Source organism: Pseudomonas fluorescens, from assembly GCF_000967965.1.
Taxonomy (GTDB): Bacteria; Pseudomonadota; Gammaproteobacteria; order Pseudomonadales; family Pseudomonadaceae; genus Aquipseudomonas; species Aquipseudomonas grandcourensis.
Genome location: NZ_LACC01000018.1, coordinates 1 through 21940, shown reverse-complemented (window position 1 = coordinate 21940; position 21940 = coordinate 1). Strand labels below are relative to the sequence as shown.

At 59.9% G+C, this 21940-nt stretch carries 15 protein-coding genes and 2 pseudogenes; 12 read left to right on the top strand and 5 right to left on the bottom strand.

Features of this window, described 5'->3' with window-relative positions:
• Positions 1-74: 74 nt before the first annotated feature.
• Positions 75-1481 carry a type I glutamate--ammonia ligase gene (gene glnA, locus VC35_RS15725; RefSeq protein WP_008002929.1) on the bottom strand — a complete coding sequence of 469 codons (1407 nt, stop codon included), beginning with the start codon at positions 1479-1481 and terminating at the stop codon, positions 75-77.
• Positions 1482-1809: 328 nt separating this feature from the next.
• On the opposite strand from glnA, the gene thiI reads away from it, so the two are divergent.
• The gene (gene thiI / locus VC35_RS15720; RefSeq protein WP_046041318.1) at positions 1810-3264 is read left to right on the top strand and encodes a tRNA uracil 4-sulfurtransferase ThiI; all 1455 of its coding nucleotides are present in this window, start codon (positions 1810-1812) and stop codon (positions 3262-3264) included.
• A 139-nt stretch (positions 3265-3403) separates the two neighbouring features.
• The gene (gene typA / locus VC35_RS15715) at positions 3404-5224 is read left to right on the top strand and encodes a translational GTPase TypA (protein ID WP_046041316.1); all 1821 of its coding nucleotides are present in this window, start codon (positions 3404-3406) and stop codon (positions 5222-5224) included.
• 206 nt (positions 5225-5430) lie between these two features.
• Here typA and VC35_RS15710 read toward each other — a convergent pair whose 3' ends face one another.
• Positions 5431-5868, bottom strand: a complete 438-nt coding sequence (locus VC35_RS15710; RefSeq protein ID WP_046041314.1) for a YkgJ family cysteine cluster protein — start codon at positions 5866-5868, stop codon at positions 5431-5433.
• A 256-nt stretch (positions 5869-6124) separates the two neighbouring features.
• On the opposite strand from VC35_RS15710, the gene VC35_RS15705 reads away from it, so the two are divergent.
• The 5 genes from VC35_RS15705 (at position 6125) to VC35_RS15685 (ending at position 15212) form a co-directional block, all read left to right on the top strand.
• Complete coding sequence (locus tag VC35_RS15705; protein WP_046041313.1) at positions 6125-8575, top strand: glycogen/starch/alpha-glucan phosphorylase; 2451 nt, start codon at positions 6125-6127, stop codon at positions 8573-8575.
• A gap of 171 nt (positions 8576-8746) precedes the next feature.
• The gene (locus tag VC35_RS15700) at positions 8747-11953 is read left to right on the top strand and encodes a DUF2339 domain-containing protein (protein WP_046041311.1); all 3207 of its coding nucleotides are present in this window, start codon (positions 8747-8749) and stop codon (positions 11951-11953) included.
• Positions 11950-13323 (top strand): DUF3999 domain-containing protein, encoded by a 1374-nt coding sequence (locus tag VC35_RS15695; RefSeq protein ID WP_046041309.1) that lies wholly within the window; start codon positions 11950-11952, stop codon positions 13321-13323. Before VC35_RS15700 ends, VC35_RS15695 begins: the two co-directional genes overlap by 4 nt.
• 272 nt (positions 13324-13595) lie before the next feature.
• Positions 13596-14606, top strand: coding sequence for a class 1 fructose-bisphosphatase (locus tag VC35_RS15690; RefSeq protein WP_046041307.1), 1011 nt, complete (start codon positions 13596-13598; stop codon positions 14604-14606).
• 3 nt (positions 14607-14609) lie between these two features.
• Positions 14610-15212, top strand: a complete 603-nt coding sequence (locus VC35_RS15685; protein ID WP_046041304.1) for a DUF924 family protein — start codon at positions 14610-14612, stop codon at positions 15210-15212.
• A 117-nt stretch (positions 15213-15329) separates the two neighbouring features.
• On the opposite strand, the gene VC35_RS30335 is transcribed toward VC35_RS15685, so the two are convergent.
• Positions 15330-16094, bottom strand: a complete 765-nt coding sequence (locus VC35_RS30335; RefSeq protein WP_404942359.1) for a methyl-accepting chemotaxis protein — start codon at positions 16092-16094, stop codon at positions 15330-15332.
• A 93-nt stretch (positions 16095-16187) separates the two neighbouring features.
• Positions 16188-17210 (bottom strand): annotated as a pseudogene (locus VC35_RS30330) (HAMP domain-containing protein); the annotation flags it as partial.
• A 293-nt stretch (positions 17211-17503) separates the two neighbouring features.
• Here VC35_RS30330 and VC35_RS15675 point away from each other — a divergent pair.
• Positions 17504-17758, top strand: coding sequence for a hypothetical protein (locus VC35_RS15675; RefSeq protein WP_007975531.1), 255 nt, complete (start codon positions 17504-17506; stop codon positions 17756-17758).
• A 30-nt stretch (positions 17759-17788) separates the two neighbouring features.
• Positions 17789-18358 carry a lipocalin family protein gene (locus VC35_RS15670; protein ID WP_046041300.1) on the top strand — a complete coding sequence of 190 codons (570 nt, stop codon included), beginning with the start codon at positions 17789-17791 and terminating at the stop codon, positions 18356-18358.
• A gap of 59 nt (positions 18359-18417) precedes the next feature.
• On the opposite strand, the gene VC35_RS15665 is transcribed toward VC35_RS15670, so the two are convergent.
• Positions 18418-19782: a formimidoylglutamate deiminase gene (locus VC35_RS15665; protein ID WP_046041298.1), complete on the bottom strand. Its 1365-nt coding sequence runs from the start codon at positions 19780-19782 to the stop codon at positions 18418-18420.
• Positions 19783-19928: 146 nt separating this feature from the next.
• On the opposite strand from VC35_RS15665, the gene hutC reads away from it, so the two are divergent.
• From hutC to VC35_RS15650, 3 genes and pseudogenes are all read left to right on the top strand, one after another.
• Positions 19929-20639: a histidine utilization repressor gene (hutC, locus tag VC35_RS15660; RefSeq protein WP_173677901.1), complete on the top strand. Its 711-nt coding sequence runs from the start codon at positions 19929-19931 to the stop codon at positions 20637-20639.
• Positions 20640-20649: 10 nt separating this feature from the next.
• A complete protein-coding gene (locus VC35_RS15655) occupies positions 20650-21219 on the top strand; it encodes a HutD/Ves family protein (RefSeq protein WP_046041294.1) in 570 nt (189 codons plus the stop codon).
• Positions 21220-21709: 490 nt separating this feature from the next.
• Positions 21710-21940, top strand: a pseudogene (locus VC35_RS15650) (urocanate hydratase); the annotation flags it as partial.

Genomic DNA, 21940 nt, shown 5'->3' with positions numbered 1-21940 from the left:
GCCTGGCGCACCAATAAAAAGGCCTCCCGAAGGAGGCCTCTTTTTGTCACGCCGCGTATCGCGACGCTACCGGATCAGCAGCTGTAGTACAGCTCGTATTCCAGTGGGTGTACGAAGGTACGTACCTTGATTTCTTCTTCGCTTTTCAGGGCGATGTAAGCGTCGATGAAGTCGTCGCTGAAAACGCCGCCTTTGGTCAGGAACGCACGACCTTTGTCCAGCTCTTCCAGGGCTTCTTTCAGGCTGCCGCAAACTTGTGGGATCTCTTTGGCCTCTTCAGGCGGCAGGTCATACAGGTTTTTGTCAGCTGCGTCGCCAGGGTGGATCTTGTTCTGGATGCCGTCCAGGCCAGCCATCAGCAGTGCGGCGAAGCACAGGTACGGGTTGGCAGCCGGATCCGGGAAGCGTGCTTCGATACGGCGGGCTTTCGGGCTCGACACGTAAGGAATACGGATCGAAGCGGAACGGTTGCGAGCCGAGTAGGCCAGCATCACTGGAGCTTCGAAGCCTGGAACCAGACGCTTGTAGGAGTTGGTTGCCGGGTTGGTGAAGCCGTTCAGGGCCTTACCGTGCTTGATGATGCCGCCGATGAAGTACAGGGCGGTGTCGGACAGGCCGGCATAACCTTCGCCAGCGAAGGTGTTCTTGCCATCTTTCCAGATGGACATGTGTACGTGCATACCCGAACCGTTGTCGCCGTACAGAGGCTTAGGCATGAAGGTAGCGGTGCGGCCGTAGGCGTCGGCTACGTTGTGCACGACGTACTTCAGGGTTTGGGTTTCGTCGGCTTTCTTCACCAGGGTGTTGAACTTGACGCCGATTTCGTTCTGGCCGGCAGTCGCCACTTCGTGGTGGTGAACTTCGACGGTCAGGCCCATCTCTTCCAGTGCGTTGCACATGGAGGTACGGATTTCGTGGTCGTGGTCGAACGGCGGAACCGGGAAGTAGCCGCCTTTGACGCCTGGACGGTGGCCTTTGTTGCCGCCTTCGATGTCCTGGTCGGACATCCACGAACCTTGTTCAGAGTAGATCTTGAACATGGAGCCGGAAATGTCGGACTTGAACTTCACCTGGTCGAAGATGAAGAACTCTGGCTCTGGACCGGCGTATACGGTGTCACCGATTGCGGTGGCTTTCAGGTGCTCTTCAGCGCGCTTGGCGATCGCACGTGGGTCGCGGTCGTAGCCTTGCATGCTCGAAGGTTCGATGATGTCGCAGACCAGGATCAGGGTCGGTTCTTCAGTGAACGGATCCAGAACAGCGGTGGAGTCGTCCGGCATCAGGATCATGTCGGAGGCTTCGATGCCTTTCCAGCCAGCGATGGAGGAACCGTCGAACATTTTGCCGACTTCGAAGAAGTCGTCATCCAGCGCATCGCGAGCCGGCATGGTCACGTGGTGCTGAGTGCCTTTGGTGTCCGTGAAGCGCAGATCAATCCACTTGACGTCATGATCTTTGATGAGTTGAACCGACTTCGACATAGTGTCCTCCGGGTGGCTTCGGGCTAGTAGTGGATGCCCTTAAATGTGGGTGATGCCGGCGCGAATACTCTGCCAAGGCAACCTGCCTCACAAGGGAGCAAATTGCATGCCAGTGCCCCACCATGGGTTTTTTGCCCCAATTTCACGCCTGTCAGGCGGAAAAGTACCTTAAAGCGGAAAAACACGCCCTACAATGTGGCGCTCATTTCAATAAATGACCTGTTTTGGTGCGCGCGAAACCTTCTGCACATTAACTGGTTAAACCTTGAGCAATTTCCGCTATAATCCGCGCCCCCCTTTTTCGGCAGGCCATGCGCGCGCTGTTTCCATGAAATTAATCGTAAAAGTCTTCCCCGAGATCACCATCAAGAGCCGCCCGGTACGGATGCGTTTCATCCGTCAATTGGCCAAAAACATCCGTGCCGTGCTCCGCGATCTGGACCCGGCCGTGGTGGTGAACGGCGTGTGGGACAACCTCGAGCTGGAAACCCGCGTCAGCGACCCCAAGGCCTTGAAGGAGATGGGCGAGCGCCTGAGTTGCATGCCGGGCATCGCGCATTTCCTGCAGATCGATGAGTACCCGCTGGGCGATTTCGACGACATCGTTGAAAAGTGCAAGCAGCACTACGGTGATGCACTGGCCGGCAAGATCTTCTCGGTGCGTTGCAAGCGCGCCGGCAAGCACCCGTTCAGCTCGATCGATATCGAAAAATATGTCGGCAGCCAGTTGCGCCGTCAGTGCGGTGCCGCCGGAATCGACCTGAAAAAGCCGGAAATCGAAGTCCGGATCGAAGTTCGCGACCAACGGTTGTTCGTGATCCACAGCCAGCACAACGGCATCGGCGGATATCCGCTGGGCGCGCTGGAGCAGACCCTGGTGCTGATGTCCGGTGGCTTCGACTCCACCGTGGCGGCCTACCAGATCATGCGCCGCGGCCTGATGGCGCATTTCTGCTTCTTCAATCTGGGCGGACGTGCCCACGAACTGGGCGTCATGGAAGTCGCGCATTTCATCTGGAAGAAGTACGGCAGCTCCCAACGCGTGCTATTTGTCAGTGTGCCGTTCGAAGAAGTGCTGGGAGAAATTCTTGGCAAAGTCGATAACAGTCATATGGGCGTAGTATTGAAGCGTATGATGTTGCGCGCTTCCTCCCAAATTGCCGATCGACTGCACATTGAGGCGCTGGTCACTGGTGAGGCGATCTCCCAGGTATCGAGCCAGACACTGCCGAACCTGTCAGTGATCGATTGCGTGACCGACAAGCTGGTGTTGCGTCCGCTGATCGCGAGCCACAAGCAGGACATCATCGACCTGGCCAACGAAATCGGCACCGCCGATTTCGCCCGGCACATGCCGGAGTACTGCGGCGTCATCTCGGTCAACCCGAAGACCGCGGCCAAGCGCTATCGCGTCGAGCATGAAGAGAAAGAATTCGATATGGCGGTACTCGAGCGTGCGCTCGAAAACGCCAAGCTGGTGCCGATCGATCGCGTGATCGATGAACTGGGCCAGGATTTGCAGATTGAAGAAGTCAGCGAAGCGCTGGCCGGTCAGATCGTCATCGACATCCGTCATCCGGATGCCGCTGAAGACGACCCGCTGGACCTCGCTGGCATCGAGGTACAAACGATGCCGTTTTATGCAGTGAACGCTCGTTTCAAGGAACTGGACCCTACTCGCCAGTACCTGCTGTATTGCGACAAAGGCGTGATGAGTCGCCTGCATGCCCACCATTTGCTCAGTGAGGGGCATGCCAATGTGCGCGTTTATCGACCGAGCTAAGTGCCCGGGGCTGTTTGCCTGTGGCCTGCGTCACCGGCCCCCCGATGCCACCGTCAAGCTGTAACGGCTTTCACGGACGCTACTGTTAATCGCTGCCAAGACTTGTCAGCACACCGAATCCTCTGATCGAGATACACAAGTGATCGAAAATCTACGCAACATCGCCATCATTGCCCACGTTGACCATGGTAAGACCACCCTGGTAGACAAACTCCTGCGTCAATCCGGCACCCTGGAGCGCAACGAGCTCAACGACGAGCGCGTGATGGACTCCAACGACCAGGAAAAAGAGCGCGGTATTACCATTCTGGCGAAAAACACCGCCATCAACTGGAACGGCTACCACATCAACATCGTGGACACCCCGGGCCACGCCGACTTCGGCGGCGAAGTTGAACGCGTAATGTCGATGGTCGACTCCGTTCTGCTGCTGGTTGACGCTCAAGACGGCCCTATGCCGCAAACCCGTTTCGTGACCAAGAAGGCTTTCGAAGCCGGCCTGCGTCCAATCGTGGTCATCAACAAGGTTGACCGTCCAGGCGCGCGTCCGGACTGGGTTCTGGACCAGATCTTCGACCTGTTCGACAACCTGGGTGCTACCGAAGAACAGCTGGACTTCAAAGTCGTCTACGCCTCGGCCCTGAACGGTATTGCCGGTCTGGACCACACTGAAATGGCTGAAGACATGACCCCGCTGTACCAGTCGATCGTCGACAACGTACCAGCGCCGAAAGTCGACCGTGACGGTCCCTTCCAGATGCAGATCTCCGCACTGGACTACAACAGCTTCCTGGGTGTGATCGGCGTTGGCCGTATCGCTCGCGGTCGCGTCAAGCCGAACACTCCGGTCGTGGCTATCGACGCTGACGGCAAGAAGCGCAACGGTCGTATCCTGAAGCTGATGGGTCACCACGGCCTGCACCGCATTGACGTTGAAGAAGCTTTGGCTGGCGACATCGTCTGCATCAGTGGCTTCGACCAGCTGTTCATCTCCGACACCCTGTGCGACCCACTGAACGTCGAAGCGATGAAGCCGCTGACCGTTGACGAACCAACCGTTTCCATGACCTTCCAGGTAAACGACTCGCCTTTCTGCGGTAAAGAAGGCAAGTTCGTGACCAGCCGTAACATCAAGGAACGTCTGGACAAGGAACTGCTGTTCAACGTTGCTCTGCGCGTTGAAGAAGGCGACACCGCCGACAAGTTCAAAGTCTCCGGCCGTGGTGAGCTGCACCTCTCGGTACTGATCGAAACCATGCGTCGCGAAGGCTTCGAAATGGGTGTTGGTCGTCCGGAAGTGATCATCCGTATGGTTGATGGCGTCAAGCACGAACCGTACGAAAACGTGACCATCGACCTGCCGGAAGAATCCCAGGGCGCGATCATGGAACAGATCGGTATCCGTAAAGGCGACCTGACCAACATGGTTCCGGATGGCAAGGGCCGTGTGCGCCTTGAGTACAACATCCCGGCCCGTGGTCTGATCGGTTTCCGTAACGAGTTCCTGACCCTGACCTCCGGTGCAGGCATCCTGACCTCGATCTTCGACCGTTACGACACCATGAAGTCCGGTGACATGTCCGGCCGTCAGAACGGCGTGCTGGTATCGGTTGCTACCGGTAAGGCACTGACCTACTCGCTGGAAACCCTGCAGTCGCGTGGCAAGCTGTTCATCGAACACGGCCAGGACATCTATGAAGGTCAAATCGTTGGTCTGAACAGCCGCGACAACGACCTGGGTGTTAACCCAACCAAAGGCAAGAAGCTCGACAACATGCGTGCTTCGGGTAAAGACGAAACCATCGCTCTGGTTCCGCCTGTACGCTTCACTCTGGAGCAAGCTCTGGAATTCGTACAAGAAGACGAGCTGTGTGAAGTCACGCCTAAGTCCATCCGTCTTCGCAAGAAGATCCTGGGCGAAAGCGAGCGTACCCGCGCTGCCAAGAAGTCCGGTAACTAAGTCATTTAGTTAGCTGACAAAAAAACGCCCCCGACCGCAAGGCCGGGGGCGTTTTTGTTTGTCTGCGATTTACTCGATTACTGTGGTGAGGGGGCTTGTCGGATCGCCGCACCGTCCCGTTCGGCTGCGTAGCAGTCGTAAAATCTTGGGGTCGCTTCGCAACCCAGCGGGAGCAAGCTCCCTCGCCACAGATGATGCAATACGGATCAGAACCGCTCGATACTCCGCGAATGACGCTCGCGCTCCACTTCCTTGGGCTTGTAAGCGCAATATCCCGGCCGCGGGCCGATTTTCGGGTGATTGCGACAGGTATCCGGGCGCTTTTCATAAATAGTGCACAGACGGCTCTTACGATCCAGGTACAGGCAATCGTTGTTACTCATGCGCTGGAGGGTAAAGATTCCTGATTTCTGGTTGAAGCGTTCGACCAAACCTTCCTTTTGCAGGCGCTTGGCGATGTTCTTCGGCGGATCACCCAGCTCGAATTCATCGACCACGCCGATGCGGATCAGATCCTTGATCTTGACCTCGACGGGCAGGGTGCAGCAGCTGGACATGCACGAGCCGCACATCGGGGCAGAGTACTTGGCCCAGGTATCGAGGCGGTCGATCTCTGCGGCAGCGATCAGGTTCGGCTTCATCATCGTTTGTTACCAGCGTGTGCATCAGGGCGCGCGATCATACCGGGACTGGTGGATTTTTGAACAACCTTTCGCCAGTTTTTTTCGCAGGCGGTGCAAACAACCGGAAAATAGGCACGGGCCCTGCATTGATTCAGGCACAAGACAACGCAATGTCGATCCAGCTCGTATTCAAAGGAAAAACTGCCGAACCAGAGCCTCTACCGCCTGTCAGACCGTCTAGGCTCAGACAACTCCAAGCTCGCTCGAGGTCCTATCGATGACTCAAGAACCACTTGTTCGCGAAGCAGAGGTGGCCGCATTCCGCGACGCCGTCTTGACCAAACTCACTTATGCAGTGGGTAAAGACCCGGATCACGCCTTCGACCACGACTGGTTCGAAGCCATTGCCCTGGCCGCGCGGGACCACATGGTCGAGCACTGGATGGACCACACGCGGCAGATCTACCGCAAAGGCCAGAAGCGCGTTTATTACCTCTCCCTGGAATTCCTCATCGGCCGGCTGCTCTACGACAGCCTGAGCAACCTTGGCCTGCTCGACGTGGCCCGCGAAGCCCTGACCGAACTCGGCGTCGACCTTGAGCGCATCCGCCTGCTGGAGCCCGATGCGGCGCTGGGCAACGGCGGCCTGGGACGTCTGGCGGCGTGTTTCATGGAAAGCATGTCGACCCTCGGCATCGCCGGTCATGGCTACGGCATTCGTTACGAACACGGCTTGTTCCGCCAGGCCATCGTCGATGGCTGGCAACAGGAGCAGACCGAACACTGGCTGGATTTCGGCAACCCCTGGGAGTTCGAGCGCCCGGAGGTGGTTTACCCGATCGGCTTCGGCGGCGGTGTCGAGACCGTGACCGATGACAGCGGCAAGTCCAGGCAAGTCTGGCACCCGGCGGAAACCGTACGGGCCATTGCATATGACACGCCGGTGGTCGGTTGGCGCGGGGCAAGCGTCAACACGCTGCGGTTGTGGCGCGCCCGGGCCATGGAAGATCTGCATCTGGAGCGTTTCAATGCCGGCGACCACCTGGGCGCCGTGGCCGAAGTAGCCCGGGCCGAAAGTATCTCCCGGGTGCTGTACCCGGCGGACAGCACCGAGGCCGGCCAGGAATTGCGCCTGCGCCAGGAGTATTTCTTCGTCGCCGCCTCGTTGCAGGATCTGCTGCGCCGCCATCGCAACATGCACACCTCGGTGCTGACCCTCGGCGACCACGCGGCGATCCAGCTCAACGACACCCACCCTTCGATTGCCGTGGCTGAACTGATGCGGCAACTGGTCGACGTCTATGACGTGGCATGGGATGCGGCGTGGCAAGTTACTGTCGACACGCTTTCCTACACCAACCACACGTTGCTCCCCGAAGCGCTGGAAACCTGGCCGGTGGGCTTGATGGAACGCATGCTGCCGCGGCACATGCAGATCATTTACCTGATCAACGCCCAGCACATCGACTCCCTGCGGGCCAAAGGCATTCACGACTTCGACGTGCTGCGCGCGGTGTCGCTGATCGAGGAAGACAACGGACGCCGGGTGCGTATGGGCAACCTGGCGTTTCTCGGTTCCCACAGCATCAACGGTGTGTCCGGATTGCACACGCAACTGATGCGACAAACGGTGTTCTCCGAACTGCACAAGCTCTACCCGGAGCGGATCAACAACAAAACCAACGGCATCACCTTCCGCCGCTGGCTGTATCAGGCTAACCCCGAGCTGACCTCGATGCTGGTCGATACCCTTGGTCCTGAAGTGCTGGATAACCCGGAAGAGCGTTTGCTCGCCCTCGAACCGTTCGCCGAGAAAAGTGCATTCCGCAAGGCATTTGCCGAGCAACGCCTGCACAGCAAGAAAGCCCTGGCGTACCTGATTCATGAGCGGTTGGGCGTGGCGGTCAACCCGGCGGCGATGTTCGACGTGCAGGTCAAGCGGATCCACGAATACAAACGCCAGTTGCTCAACCTGATGCACACCGTGGCGTTGTACCAGGCGATTCGCGCGGAACCTGAAATCGACTGGGTGCCACGGGTGAAGATCTTCGCCGGCAAGGCGGCCGCGAGTTATCACCAGGCCAAACTGATTATCAAACTGACCAACGACATCGCCCGGGTGGTGAACAACGACCCGACCGTGCGCGGCTTGCTCAAAGTGGTGTTCCTGCCCAACTACAACGTCAGCCTGGCGGAGAGCATCATTCCGGCGGCGGATTTGTCCGAGCAGATCTCCACCGCCGGTTTCGAAGCGTCAGGCACCAGCAACATGAAATTCGGGCTGAACGGCGCGCTGACCATCGGCACCCTGGACGGGGCCAACGTGGAAATGCGCGACCGCATCGGCGCCGAGCACATGTTCATCTTCGGCCTCAGCGCGCAGCAGGTGGAGGCGCGCAAGCAGAATCATGAATTCAGCGCGGTGCCGGATATCGCTGCCTCCCATCGTTTGAACGATGTGCTGCAAGCGATTCGTGGCGGGGTGTTCTCGCCGGATGATCCGTCCCGTTACACCGGGTTGATCGATTCGCTGGTGGACTACGACCGCTTCCTGGTCTGCGCCGACTTCGATTCCTACTGGCACGCCCAGATGCGCGTCGAAGCCCATTGGCACGATTCGAAGGAGTGGTGGCGCTCGGCGGTGTTGAACACGGCGCGGATGGGCTGGTTCTCGTCGGACCGGACCATTCGCGAGTACGCCACGGAAATCTGGAAGGCACTGGAGTAAGTCTTCAGGCAGGTGGATATACTGGCGCGCCGAAAAATATCCCAGCCTTCGGCAGCTCCTGCAGGATCGCGTAATACCGCGACTATGTAGGAACTGCCGAAGGCTGCGATCTTTATGGATACGGCTGAGCTAATCTTTCCGGATTGGCCAATGGGCTTAGGGATATCGACCATGCAATGGATGTTCATGCTGATAGGGCTGGTGCTCGGCTGGATACTCGACGAGTCATTCAGCGATGCGCTGCTGGGCGCGTTACTCGGATTGGGTATCGGCCAGGCCCTTCGCTTGGCTCGCATGGACTCGCAGGCCGTCGAGCAGCAGCGTTTGCTGGAGCAGGCGCAGGTAGCGCTGCACGCGGTCGAGCAACGGCTGGCGCTGCTCGAAGCATCGGGCGTCAAGGCGCCGGAAACCCGCGAGCCGCTTGTCTCACCTGAAACCATCCTCGATGAAGCACCGGCTGCAGCCCCGGAGCTGGTCTGGGAGCTGCCGCCCGAACTCGAACCGATCACCGCAGCGGCCACCGAAACCGGTCGTGCGCAGCCCGCCGATGCCTGGAAGGCCGAGACGACCGCTCGCGAGGCACAACCACCTGTCCCCCCGCGAGATCCGAACCTCATCGACCGCGCCATCAGCCGGGCCCGCGCCTGGTTGTTCGGCGGTAATACAGTGTTGCGGGTCGGCGTGGTGCTGCTGTTCCTCGGCCTGGCCTTTCTGCTGCGCTATGCCACCGAAGGCGTGGTGGTGCCGATTGAATTGCGTTACGCAGGCGTTGCGGCGGCAGCCTTGGGGTTGCTCGGCTTGGGTTGGTGGTTGCGAACGCGCAACAGCAGTTATGCGTTGATCCTGCAGGGCGCCGGGATCGCCGTGCTGTACCTGACGGTGTTTGCCGCGATGCGCCTGCATCCGCTGCTCGACCCTTCGGCGGGGTTTGGCTTGCTGGTGGCGGTGACAGTCTGTTCGGCGATTCTCGCCATTACCCAGGACTCCCTGGGGCTGGCCGCCGCTGCCGCACTGGGTGGCTTCGCCGCGCCCATCCTGGCCTCCACCGGCGCTGGTAGCCACGTCGCGTTGTTCAGCTACTTTGCCCTGCTCAACGCCGGCATCTTCGGTATCGCCTGGTTCAAGGCCTGGCGGCTGTTGAATGTCATCGGGTTCAGCGGCACCTTCGGCATCGGTTTCGCCTGGGGCCTGCGCTCCTACTCGCCGGAACTGCTGTGGAGCACTGAGCCGTTTCTGATTTTGTTTTTCCTGATGTACCTGGCCATTGGTCTGCTGTTCGCCCGACGCAGGCTGCTGGAAATGAGCGATGCACCGGTAGAGGGCAGTCGCGAATCGCTGCTGCAGTGGTCGGCGCGCAAGGGTGACTATGTCGACGGCACGCTGTTGTTCGGTCCGCCGCTGGCGGGTTTCGGCTTGCAGTTCGCACTGGTGCAGCATCTGGAGTTCGCAACGGCGTTCAGTGCCTTGGCGCTGGGCATGATTTACATGGGGCTTGCCCGTTGGCTGATGGCCGGGCGCACGCTGTTGCTGGGGGAAACCTGCCTGGCCTTGGGTGTGATCTTCGCGAGCCTGGCGATTCCGCTGGGGCTCGATGCACGCTGGACGACAGCGGCGTGGGCGGTGGAGGGCGCGGGTATCTTCTGGCTCGGCCTGCGCCAGCAAAGGCCCTTGGGGCGGGCTTTTGCCTTGCTCCTGCAACTGGGCTCGGCGCTAGCGTTTCTCAGCGAGCTGCATGACAGCGAGAGCAGCCTGCTCGGCGGTGTACCGCTAGGTGCGCTGTTACTGGGCGTCGCGTTGCTGTTCAGCTTCTACCAGTTGCGTAAAGCCTTGCCGGAGCAGATCAGGCCTTGGGAGCTCAAAGGCCTGCCAGTCCTGGCGTGCCTCGGGCTGGCGTTTCTCTATTTGCTGGCGCCGTTGTTTTTCTTCAGCCACGGCACGGTGATCAGTTGGGCCCTGGCCGGGGCGCTGACCTTGTTGGTTGGCTTGCGTCTGCCATCGCGCACCTTCGTGTTCACCGCGCTCGCTGTGCAGCTGTTGGGCGGCGCGCTGTTCCTGACGGCAGGACCGCTGTTCAGTGAAGGGCTGAATCCCTTGGCACATGCTGGATTCTGGGCGCCGCTGGTGTTGGGGTTGGCGGCGATGGTCGGGGCCTGGCGTTTGCAGATTGGTCATTCGCTCGGAGCGTTGGAAGGGCTGAGCCTGTTGCGATTGTCCCAGGCGCTGCTGGTGTGGGGCGCAGGCTGGTGGGCGCTGGCCTGGGGCATCGAAGTGCTGCATTTTGCGCCGTTGCCGATGCGGGCGACTTTGTTGTTGGGCATCGCTGCCGTGAGTGTGGCGCTGTGGACAGTATTGGCGCTGCGCCTGAAATGGCCGTCACTGGGGGTACTCGGCACGGTTTTGATTCCCGCGGCGGCACTGGTGCTGCTCGCGGCCTGGCATTCGCGTTATCACCCGGCGGCCAACTTTGGCTGGCTGGCGTGGGCCGCCGTGTTCGTCGTGCATTTCATGTCCCTGCGACGCCTGGCGCCCATGCTGCCGGTGCGCGTGACGAGCGTCGCCCATGTGCTCGGCTGTTGGCTATTGATGGGTGTATTGGCTCTGGAGCTGCGTTACGGCTTGCTGGTGTTGTCCGAGCAATACAACGCCTGGCGCTGGTTGGGTTGGGCGATTCTGCCCAGTCTGTATCTGGTGCTGATGGCGGCACCTCGCGCGTGGCCTTGGCCGGTGTCGGCGTATCCGCGCGAATACCGTGTATACGCCGCCGCGCCGCTGGCGTTGTTGATGCTCGGCTGGTTCTGGCTGGCGAATGTCGCCAGTGACGGCAACGCCGAGCCACTGCCCTACGTGCCATTGATCAACCCGCTGGAGCTGGGCCTGTTGTTCGCGCTGTTCGGCGTCTATGTCTGGTCCCGCAGCGCCATGACACAACTGGCGGTTCGCGAGGATTACGCCGCCATCGCCACGCAAGGGGTCGCAGGTGCCTCGCTGTTCGTGTTCTTTACGGCATTGGTAATGCGTACGGCGCACCATTGGAGTGGGGTGCCGTTCGAGCTGGATCTGTTGCTGGAATCGATGCGGGTGCAAGCCGGCCTGTCCATCGTCTGGACCTTGATGGCCCTGAGCCTGATGATCGGCGGTCATTTGCGTCGCCGCCGTGAAGTCTGGCTGATCGGCGCTGCCTTGATCGGCGTGGTCGTGGCCAAGCTGTTCTTTGTCGAATTGAGTAATCGCGGCGGACTGGCGCGGATCGTGTCGTTTATCGGTGTCGGCGTGTTGCTGCTGGTGGTGGGCTATTTCGCCCCGCTGCCACCTAAGCGCGCCGAAGCTGTGCCGGATGTCGAGAAACCGGTCCCGGAATCCGAAGGAGTGTCATCTTGAGTCAGAAGCTGAACCTGGGTTGGCTGGGCGCTGTTGCCATGGGTGTGATGTTGTCGGCGGTTGCCCAGGAAAAACCGGCGGACTTCACCACCCAAGTGCCTTTATCGGTGACGGGTGAGGGCCCCTGGTATCGCCTTGAACTGCCCCTGAACATACAACTGAATGCACGGCAGGCCGACCTGAGCGACGTGCGTGTGTTCAATGCCGTGGGCGATGTTCAGGCTTATGCCTTGGCCCGGGAGTCGGCGCGGAGCAATGAAACGCGCACCTTGAACGAGGTGAAATGGTTTCCGTTGTACAACTCGTTGGACGCTACTGAAACCGCACCGAGCGTGCGGGTGCAATCGAGCACCAACGGCACATTGGTCCAGGTGCAGCCCTCCAGTCCGCTGGAGGCGGGTGAGGAGGAGCTGCGCGGCTGGTTGCTCGACGCTTCGGCTATCAAGGCGCCTTTGCAGCAGTTGATTCTCGACTGGACCAGCGAGCGCGACGGCTTCCAGCGTTTTACCGTCGAAGCCAGCGATGATTTGCAGCATTGGCAGTCCTGGGGCGAAGGGCAGGTGGCGCGCCTGACCTTTTCCGACGAGCGGGTCGAACAGCATGAAGTCAATCTGCCGGGCCAGTCGGCGCGCTACCTGCGGTTGCTGTGGATCACACCGCATTCGGCACCGACACTGACTTCGGCGCAATTGCAGAGCGCCACTATCCGCAGTCTGCCGCTGCCGTTGGTCTGGTCCCAGGGGTTGGCCGGCAGCAGCGTGAAGGCGGGTGAATACACCTGGCAGTTGCCGATGGGGCTGAATGTCGAGCGGGTGCAGGTCGAGTTGAGCCAGCCCAACAGCCTGGCACCGGTGAGCCTGGCCGGCCGGCGCGACAGCAGCCTGCCATGGCAGTCGTTGAGCAGTGGTTTGCTCTATCGCCTGACCCAGAATGATCAGGACGTGGTGCAAAACGAATTGCAGCTGTCAGGGCAAATCGTCCAGCAATTGAAACTGACCGTGGACGAGCGCGGCGGCGGCCTGGGTGATCAGGCGCCGACGCTGAAGTTTGCCGTGCGTGCCACGCAACTGGTGTTCCTGGCGCGCGGGCCGGGGCCTTACACGCTGGTCGTGGGGAATTCGACGGCGAAGGCGGCGAACTTGCCGCTGTCGACGCTGGTTCCGGATTACAGCCCGGCGAAGCTTGCGACCTTGGGTCGGGCCATGGTGGATGTCGGGGCGGTGGTCTCGAATGCATCGACAGTGAAAACGCTGGCGACGACGGACACCCAGTGGAAGAAGTTCGGCTTGTGGGCGGTGTTGTTGCTCAGTGTCTTTTTCCTGGCGGCGATGGCGTTCAGCTTGCTGCGTAAACCGCCGGTCAAACCCTAGGCTGGCGCTTCGCGCCAGATCGCGGGCAAGCCCGCTCCCACAGGTACAGCGCTGTCCTTGTGGGAGCGGGCTTGCCCGCGATAGCGGTATATCAGTCAATAAAGATGCTGATATGACCGCTACTTTCCGGCTCACCCCCAGCCCTTTTCCAACTACGCTCATCCCCGCACATGAACTCTCTTCAGCCGATCACGTCTGATAGGAGGAAATGCGCCCCGACTCGCGTTAAACTGCGCGGGTTTTTAGCCCCCCCCATTCCACCGGAGCCTTCCATGTCCCGCGTTACCTTGAGTCGCTATTTGATTGAGCAGACCCGCAGCAACAACACTCCTGCCGATCTGCGCTTCCTGATCGAAGTGGTGGCGCGTGCCTGCAAGGAGATCAACCACGCCGTGTCCAAAGGTGCCCTCGGCGGCGTTCTGGGCAGCATGGACACTGAAAACGTCCAGGGCGAAGTGCAGAAGAAGCTCGACGTGATCTCCAACGAGATCCTGCTCGAAGCCAACGAATGGGGCGGTCACCTGGCCGGCATGGCGTCCGAAGAAATGGACAATGCCTACCAGATCCCGGGCAAATACCCGAAAGGCGCGTACCTGCTGGTATTCGACCCGCTGGACGGTTCGTCGAACATCGACATCAACGCCCCGGTCGGCACCATCTTCTCGGTACTGCGTTGCCCGAACGAATACCTGAGCCAGAACGAGCCTTTGAACGAAAAGGCTTTCCTGCAGCCAGGCACCCAGCAAGTGGCCGCCGGTTACGCGATCTACGGTCCGCAGACCATGCTGATCCTGACCCTGGGCGACGGCGTGAAAGGCTTCACCCTGGACCGTGAAATGGGCAGCTTCGTCCTGACCCACGAAAACATCACCATTCCTGAAGCCACCCAGGAATTCGCCATCAACGCTTCCAACCAGCGTCACTGGGAAGCACCGGTACAGCGCTACGTCAGCGAATTGCTGGCAGGCGATGAAGGCCCGCTGAAAAAGAACTACAACATGCGTTGGGTTGCCGCGATGGTCGCCGACGTACACCGCATCCTGACCCGCGGCGGTCTGTTCATGTACCCACGCGACAGCCGCGAGCCGTCGAAGCCGGGCAAACTGCGCCTGATGTACGAAGCCAACCCGATGTCGTTCCTCGTGGAGCAAGCGGGCGGCGCGTCCACCAACGGCCACCAGCGCATCCTCGACATCCAGCCGGAAGGCCTGCACCAGCGTGTTGCGGTGTTCCTCGGTTCGAAAGAAGAAGTTGCCCGCGTCACGGCTTACCACAAGGAATAAACCATGACCACGCCCTGGCAGCCGTTGCTTGATTGGTGGTTCGGAAGCTCCGGGTCAGCGAGGGAAGTGGCGGCGCAGAAGGGCAAGTTGTGGTTTGGCAAGCGCGACAGCCAGGACCTCGAAGCGCGTGAGCGTTTCGGGGACCAGGCCGAGCAGGCACTGGCCGGCGGATTGACCGAGTGGATGCAACGTCCCGAAGGTTGGCTGGCCCTGGTGCTGTTGCTCGATCAAATCCCGCGAATGATCTTTCGCGATACACCAAAAGCATTCTCCGGCGATTCCCGCGCACAGAAACTGGTAGCCCAAGGCATTGCCGCGGATTTCGATCGGCAGTTGCAGCCGATTCAGCGGGTGTTCATCTACCTGGTATTCGAGCACAGCGAGAATCTCGCGGTGCAGAACGAAGGTGTCTCGCGTTACATCGAGTTGGTGGCGCAGCAGCCTGAAAGTGACCGAGCCCTGTTTGCCGATTACCTGGATTACGCCGAGCGGCATCAGAGGGTGATTGCGCAGTTTGGGCGGTTTCCCCATCGCAATGCGGTGTTGGGAAGGGAGTCTACGGCTGAGGAGTTGGCGTTTCTCTCAAAGCCTGGTTCACGGTTTTAAATCTTCATTGTGGCTGATGCCGCCATCGCGAGCAGGCTCGCTCCTACAGTGGATTTGTGAACGCCACAGATCAAGTGTAGGAGCGAGCCTGCTCGCGATGGGGCCTTCAGCAGCGCCTTAGATCCTGAAACTACCCACCAACTGCTTCAACCGCGCCGCCTGCTGCTCAAGATCGGCACACGCACGCAAGGTCGACTGCAGGTTCTCCACACCTTCCTGGTTCAGCGTGTTGATCTCGGTGATGTCGACGTTGATCGACTCCACCACCGCCGTTTGCTCTTCAGTGGCGGTAGCGACCGACTGGTTCATGCCATCGATCTCACCGATGCGCTGGGTCACGCTGCCCAGGCGTTCGCCCGCCTGGTTGGCGATACCGACGCTGCTTTCGCTCTGCCGCTGGCTGTCGGTCATGATGCCCACCGCTGCCCGGGCGCCGACTTGCAGCTCTTCGATCATCGTCTGCACTTGCTGCGCCGAGTCCTGGGTACGGTGAGCGAGGTTGCGCACCTCATCGGCCACCACGGCAAAACCACGACCGGCCTCGCCAGCACGTGCCGCTTCAATGGCTGCGTTCAGTGCCAGCAAGTTGGTTTGCTGGGAAATGCTGGTAATCACTTCCAGGATCTGCCCGATGTTGACCGTGTTGCTGTTGAGGGTCTCGATGTTGCCGCACGAATCGCTGATCTTGGCCGACAGCTGCTGCATCGCCGCGATGGTTTTATCCACCACCTGTTGGCCGTCTTCGGCCAAGCTGCGGGCATCGCTGGAATGTTGCGAGGCCAGGGCGGCGTTCTGGGCGATTTCCTGGGCGGCGGCACCGAGTTGGTTGATCGCCGCGGCCACGCTGCTGGTGCGCGAGGCTTGCTGGTCTGAGTTGTACATCGAAGAGTTCGACGCGGCGACCACACGCAGCGCCACCTCGTTGACCTGTCCCGTGGCCGAGGATACTTCGATGATCGAGGTGTGAATGCGCTCGACGAAGCGGTTGAACGACAGTCCCAGCGCGCCGAATTCGTCGTGGCCGTGAATGACCAGGCGTTTGGTCAAGTCACCTTCGCCTTCGGCGATGTCGTGCATGGCGCGGCCCATGGTCAGCAGCGGCTGCATCAACAGGCTGATCAGCATGCCCAGCAACACAATGATGATCACCACGGCAATCACCATGGCGATGATCGCCGAGGTGCGGAATTCGCTGAGCATCGAGAACGCGGTGTCCTGGTCGAGCACCAGCGCTACGTACCAGTCCGCCGACGGTACGCCGTTGACGTGGGTGAAGGAGATGAATTGGCGCTTGCCGTCGATTTCGACTTCTTTCATGCCCGGGCTGACTTTCGGCGCACCGTTGGAGTAGGCCTCGGTCAGGTTCTTGAGTACCAGCTTGCTGTCCGGGTGAATCAGGATCTTGCCGTCGGCACCGACGATGAACGCATGGCCGTGACCGCCGAAGTTCAGCGAATTGATGATCGCACTGACGCTGGACAGGTCGATGTCGGCGCCGGCGACGCCGATCATCTGGCCCTGGTGCTGCACCGGGGTGGCGACTGTGATCACCAGCTTGCCGGAGGAGGCGGCGATGTAGGGTTCGGTGACGATGGTCTGTTGCGCACTATTGGCCGCCTTGTACCAGCCGCGGGCGCGCGGATCGTAGTCCGCCGCGCGGTTGCCCGCCGGGACCGAGAACATCACGCCGTCGGCGCCACCGAAGTAACTCAGCTGGAAATTGCCGGTGTAGGCGGGCAGGTCGATGATTCGTTTCAGGCCAGCGGGAGCATTGCCGTCGGCGTTGATCTGTTGGGCCATCGACTGCAGCAATTGCATGCGGCTTTCCAGCCAGGTCTGGATGTTTCTGGTGGTCAGGCTGCCGAGTTCCTGCATCGAGGCTTCGGTACTGTTGCGCAAGGTTTCGCGCTGGCGATAGTCGTTGAACAGGATGAAACAAGCGAATGCGACGGCCACCACGAGGGCGGCAGCCAGCAATATCTTGTGGCTGAACTTCATGTTTCTGGTCATGGATGAGCTACCGCAGAAGGGCTGTTCTACAAAATGGGGGAGCAAATGCCACCGACGTGGCTTTGCGTTGCATTTATGTCGACTGAACGGCGCCAAAGATTAGGCGGGTTTTCTGAAAAACGACGAAATGCTCGGTAAACAGGCAAAGTGGCTGATTTTCGGCAAAAGGTAGACGAGTGGCCCGATAAATAGCCTGCCTGGCAGGGAACCTGACAGGGGTTTTCTCTTCTAAGCTTCAGCTTGGCAGCCATGCCAATCCCCTACGCCCCCGGAGTTTCACCATGTCGTTGCGTTCCATCGCCCTGCTTTCGTTCTGCGTATTGCTCGCTGCCTGCAGCAAGGTCAATCAGGAAAACTACTCGAAGCTCTCCGCCGGCATGGCCAAGGCCGATGTGGAGACCCTGTTGGGCAAACCCGCCGATTGTTCAGGCGCGCTCGGCATGTCCAGTTGCACCTGGGGCGACAAGAACAGCTTTATCAGCGTGCAGTTCGCCGGTGACAAAGTGCTGATGTTTTCCGGCCAAGGCCTGAAGTAAACCGGGGCGATCGCCCACGGGAGAAAAACAATGAAGCGGTTATTGATCATCCTTTTTGCCGGCCTGGTGTTGGCCGGCTGTGCCTCGTCTGGCCAGGACACATTGGCCCCCAAGACGGTCAAAAGCGTCAATCTCAAGCGCTACCAGGGTACCTGGTACGAGCTGGCTCGCATGCCGATGTACTTCCAGCGCGACTGCGCGCAGTCCGAAGCCCACTACACGCTCAAGCCCGACGGCAACGTCGCGGTGTTGAACCGCTGCCTGACGGCACAATGGCAATGGGAAGAGGTCAAGGGCACGGCTTTTCCACAGGTGCCCGGCAAGAACGACAAGCTGTGGGTCGAGTTCGATACCTGGTTCTCCAGGCTGATCCCGGGTACGGCGAAGGGCGAATATTGGGTGCTGTACGTCAGCGATGACTACAAGACCGCCATTGTCGGTGACCCGAGCCGCAAGTATCTGTGGCTGTTGTCGCGCACGCCAACCGTGAACGGTGTGGTGCGTGAGGAGCTGCTGAGCAAGGCGCGCCAGCAGGGTTACGACACCACGCGGCTGATCTGGCGGGCGTCGGAACAGCAGATGGCCGAGACGTCCAACTGATACATGTAACCCTGTGGGAGCAATCGAGCGTCGACCGGCTGCTCCCACAGGTTTTTGTATCAGCCTAAAAGTTCGCGCAGTACCTGGGTGAAGGCGCGGCTGCTTTCTTCCTCGTCAGCATGCCGCCCGTCACGCACCACCCACTGGCCATTGACCAAGACATCTCGCACCTGGCGATCGCCACCGGCAAACAACCAGCGGTTGAGAATTCCGTCGCCGCTGGCTGTTGCCAGGTACGGATCGTTGCCGTCGAGCACCAGCCAGTCGGCGCGCTTGCCGACTTCCAGCGCGCCAATCGGCTGACCCAGCGCCTGGGCTCCGCCATCCAGCGCGGCATCAAACAGCGTACGCCCGACCATCGGCTGATCCGCGCCATACAAACGATTACGCCGCTGGTCGCGCAGACGCTGGCCGTATTCCAGCCAGCGCAATTCTTCCACCACGCTCAACGACACATGGCTGTCGGAACCGATGCCCATGCGGCCGCCCTGGGCTAGGAAATCCACCGCCGGGAAAATTCCGTCGCCCAGGTTGGCTTCGGTGGTCAGGCACAGGCCGGCGATGGCACGGCTCTTGGCCATCGACGTGACTTCTTCCGGGTTGGCGTGGGTCGCGTGGACCAGGCACCAGCGCTGATCGACGTCGACGTTTTCGTACAGCCATTGCAGCGGACGACGACCGCTCCAAGTCAGGCAGTCGTCGACTTCCTTCTGCTGCTCGGCGATGTGGATGTGCACTGGGCATTGCTTGTCGCTGGCCGCCAGCACTTCGCTGATCTGCTGCGGCGTGACCGCGCGCAGCGAGTGGAAACACAGGCCCAGGGCTTGCGCCGGCTGCTGCGCCAGGGCCGGTTGCAGGCGCGATTGCAGCTTGAGGTAGTTTTCGGTGCTGTTGATGAAGCGGCGCTGACCTTCGTTCGGAGTCTGGCCGCCGAAACCGGAGTGGCTGTAGAGCACTGGCAGCAGGGTCAGACCGATACCGGCGGAACCCGCGGCCTGGCTGATACGCAGGGCCAGTTCGGCCGGGTCCGCGTAAGGCTGGCCGTTAATGTCATGGTGTACGTAATGAAATTCCGCCACCGATGTGTAACCGGCCTTGAGCATTTCGATGTACAGCTGACGGGCGATGACGCCGAGTTGTTCCGGGCTGATTTTTCCGACGAGGCGATACATCAGGTCGCGCCAGGTCCAGAAACTGTCGTTCGGATTGCCCGCCACTTCCGCCAGCCCGGCCATGGCCCGCTGGAAGGCGTGGGAGTGCAGGTTCGGCATGCCAGGCAGCAGCGGACCGCTTAGCCGTTCGGCGCCATCTGCGTTGGAATCGGCCTGGATATGGGTCAATACGCCGTCGGCGTTGACCTCAAGACGTACATTGTTGGCCCATCCACTAGGCAGCAGCGCGCGTTCGGCAAAGAAGGCGGACATGGTTCAGCACCCCATCGTGTGTTATTTGTATATACATATACAGACGTTTGCCTGCCCGGTAAACTCCGGCAAGCTAGCGACATCTACTAAACGACCAAGGATTAACCGTGCCGACTCCGCCTACAGTCTCTCCGTTGGCCGCGAACATGGGCGACAGTCCGGCGCCCTTGTACGCCCGCGTCAAACAAATGATCACCCAGCAAATCGACAGTGGAAACTGGCCGCCGCACTATCGCGTTCCGTCGGAAAGCGAACTGGTCAGCCAGTTGGGCTTCAGCCGCATGACCATCAACCGCGCCCTGCGCGAGATGACTGCCGATGGCCTGCTGGTGCGCATGCAAGGCGTCGGCACGTTCGTTGCCGAGCCGAAAAGCCAGTCTGCCCTGTTTGAAGTGCACAACATCGCCGACGAAATCGCTTCTCGCGGTCATCGCCACACCTGCAAGGTCATCACCCTTGAAGAAGAGGCCGCCGGCTCCGAGCGCGCCCTGGCCCTGGACATGCGCGAAGGGCAGAAGGTGTTCCACTCGCTGATCGTGCATTTCGAAAACGATATCCCGGTGCAAATCGAAGACCGTTTCGTCAATGCGCTGGTGGCGCCGGACTACCTCAAGCAGGACTTCACCCTGCAAACGCCTTACGCCTACCTGAACCAGGTCGCGCCGCTGACCGAAGGCGAGCACGTGGTCGAGGCGATCCTGGCCGAGTCGTCCGAATGCAAGTTGCTACAGATTGAAAAGGGCGAGCCGTGCCTGCTGATCCGTCGCCGCACCTGGTCCGGTCGTCAGCCAGTGACCGCTGCTCGCTTGATCCACCCCGGTTCCCGTCATCGTCTGGAAGGTCGGTTTCATAAATAGAGAGCCATAAATGAGTATCGCAAAGCTTTTACGCGCCAAAGACTACCCGCGCATGCCGTGGAAAAACGGCGGCGGCAGCACCGAAGAAATCACCCGCGATGCCGGCACCGGCCTGGATGGCTTTGGCTGGCGCCTGTCGATTGCCGACATTGGCGAGTCGGGCGGCTTTTCCACCTTTGCCGGTTATGAGCGGGTAATCACCGTGTTGCAAGGCGAGGGCATGACCCTGACGGTGGATGGCCAGGACACTCGGTCACTGTTACCGCTGGACCCGTTTGCCTTCAGCGGTGAAAGCAAGGTTTCCTGCACATTGCTCGGCGGTCCGATTCGCGATTTCAACCTGATTTACGCGCCGCAGCGTTACGCTGCGCGGTTGCAGTGGTTGAGTGGCGAGCAGCGGTTTTTCAGCTCGGCGGGTACGGTGTTGGTGTTCAGCATCAGCGATGCGCTGGAAGTGGTGGTCGGTAACAGCGCTTCGAAGCTCGGTCGGCATGATTGCCTGCAACTCGACGGTAACACTGGCCTGCTGGAAATCTCCGTTAATAGCCCATGCTGTGTGATTGAGCTGGCCGCACACTGATTACCAGGCCAATGAGCCTCTCTGTGGCGAGGGAGCTTGCTCCCGCTGGAGGCCGAAGGACTCCAAATTCCGGCGGATGTCGGTTTTGGGCCGCTTCGCAGCCCAGCGGGAGCAAGCTCCCTCGCCACAAAAGCATTCACACTTCTTGTTTCCAAAGCCGCACCAACTTGTTACCGAATGCCCCAGCGTGGCGCAAAACCACGCTCAAGTAACAAAACCTCCTCGCCACAAAAATCCCCCGTAAAACTTTTCATCTTCGCCAGAACCCTTGCTCCAGGCGCTCTCCAGCCGTTTCAGGATTTTTCTTGAATGCTCATCCAACAAGTTGGCCGCTTGATTGCATATGCTTGTATGTACAAGTAAAGACGTATGCGTATGAGTCACGAGGACTCAACCATCGTCCACTGATTCGCCGGTGTGCATTGATGCCCATTGGCTTGCTCGCCCACTGCCTGGGTTGGTTTGGATTGATTGCTGAGGAGTCTTTTTCGTGACTGACATTAAACCTACTAAGTTTCGTGACGTTGAAATCCGTGCCGCACGTGGTAACAAGCTGACCGCCAAGAGCTGGCTGACCGAAGCGCCGCTGCGCATGCTGATGAACAACCTCGACCCGGAAGTCGCCGAGAACCCTAAAGAACTGGTGGTTTACGGTGGTATCGGTCGCGCTGCACGTAACTGGGAATGCTACGACAAGATTGTCGAAAGCCTGACCAACCTG

What these genes read in the sequence shown, in the direction of transcription:
- VC35_RS30335 (WP_404942359.1), bottom strand. Translation starts at nt 16,094, where the DNA reads ATGTACAACTCAGACCAGCAAGCCTCGCGCACCAGCAGCGTGGCCGCG.
- VC35_RS15670 (WP_046041300.1), top strand. Translation starts at nt 17,789, where the DNA reads ATGAAGCGGTTATTGATCATCCTTTTTGCCGGCCTGGTGTTGGCCGGC.
- hutC (WP_173677901.1), top strand. Translation starts at nt 19,929, where the DNA reads ATGGGCGACAGTCCGGCGCCCTTGTACGCCCGCGTCAAACAAATGATC.
- VC35_RS15675 (WP_007975531.1), top strand. Translation starts at nt 17,504, where the DNA reads ATGTCGTTGCGTTCCATCGCCCTGCTTTCGTTCTGCGTATTGCTCGCT.
- glnA (WP_008002929.1), bottom strand. Translation starts at nt 1,481, where the DNA reads ATGTCGAAGTCGGTTCAACTCATCAAAGATCATGACGTCAAGTGGATT.
- VC35_RS15700 (WP_046041311.1), top strand. Translation starts at nt 8,747, where the DNA reads ATGCAATGGATGTTCATGCTGATAGGGCTGGTGCTCGGCTGGATACTC.
- VC35_RS15705 (WP_046041313.1), top strand. Translation starts at nt 6,125, where the DNA reads ATGACTCAAGAACCACTTGTTCGCGAAGCAGAGGTGGCCGCATTCCGC.
- VC35_RS15655 (WP_046041294.1), top strand. Translation starts at nt 20,650, where the DNA reads ATGAGTATCGCAAAGCTTTTACGCGCCAAAGACTACCCGCGCATGCCG.
- VC35_RS15665 (WP_046041298.1), bottom strand. Translation starts at nt 19,782, where the DNA reads ATGTCCGCCTTCTTTGCCGAACGCGCGCTGCTGCCTAGTGGATGGGCC.
- thiI (WP_046041318.1), top strand. Translation starts at nt 1,810, where the DNA reads ATGAAATTAATCGTAAAAGTCTTCCCCGAGATCACCATCAAGAGCCGC.
- VC35_RS15710 (WP_046041314.1), bottom strand. Translation starts at nt 5,868, where the DNA reads ATGATGAAGCCGAACCTGATCGCTGCCGCAGAGATCGACCGCCTCGAT.
- VC35_RS15690 (WP_046041307.1), top strand. Translation starts at nt 13,596, where the DNA reads ATGTCCCGCGTTACCTTGAGTCGCTATTTGATTGAGCAGACCCGCAGC.
- VC35_RS15685 (WP_046041304.1), top strand. Translation starts at nt 14,610, where the DNA reads ATGACCACGCCCTGGCAGCCGTTGCTTGATTGGTGGTTCGGAAGCTCC.